At 54.9% G+C, this 459-nt stretch carries 4 tRNA genes and 1 rRNA gene; all 5 read right to left on the reverse strand.

Going from position 1 to position 459, the window contains the following annotated elements:
- Window positions 1-2: 2 nt before the first annotated feature.
- Window positions 3-75 (reverse strand) — tRNA-Val (locus SB724_RS19400).
- Between the two features lie 10 nt (window positions 76-85).
- Window positions 86-157, reverse strand: a tRNA-Glu gene (locus tag SB724_RS19405).
- A gap of 35 nt (window positions 158-192) precedes the next feature.
- A tRNA-Ser gene (locus SB724_RS19410) sits at window positions 193-283 on the reverse strand.
- 5 nt (window positions 284-288) lie between these two features.
- Window positions 289-363 (reverse strand) — tRNA-Asn (locus tag SB724_RS19415).
- Window positions 364-372: 9 nt separating this feature from the next.
- Window positions 373-459, reverse strand: a 5S ribosomal RNA gene (gene rrf / locus SB724_RS19420); the annotation flags it as partial.

Below are 459 nucleotides of genomic sequence, written 5' to 3' on the forward strand. Positions count from 1 at the left end.
GGTGGAGGATGACGGGCTCGAACCGCCGACCCTCTGCTTGTAAGGCAGATGCTCTCCCAGCTGAGCTAATCCTCCATCATATAAGTGACCCGTACGGGATTCGAACCCGTGTTACCGCCGTGAAAGGGCGGTGTCTTAACCGCTTGACCAACGGGCCCTGGTTTTTTTCGTTTGTTATGTATTGATAATTAGTGGCGGAGAGCAAGGGATTCGAACCCTTGAGACGGGGTTACCGCCTACACGATTTCCAATCGTGCTCCTTCGGCCACTCGGACAGCTCTCCATAAATGGCTCCGCAGGTAGGATTCGAACCTACGACCGATCGGTTAACAGCCGATAGCTCTACCACTGAGCTACTGCGGAATGAAGTCTGCCTGGCGATGTCCTACTCTCACAGGGGGAAACCCCCGACTACCATCGGCGCTGAAGAGCTTAACTTCCGTGTTCGGCATGGGAACG

The sequence above is a fragment of the Bacillus sp. SIMBA_031 genome (assembly GCF_046535225.1).
Classification (GTDB): Bacteria; Bacillota; Bacilli; order Bacillales; family Bacillaceae; genus Bacillus; species Bacillus velezensis.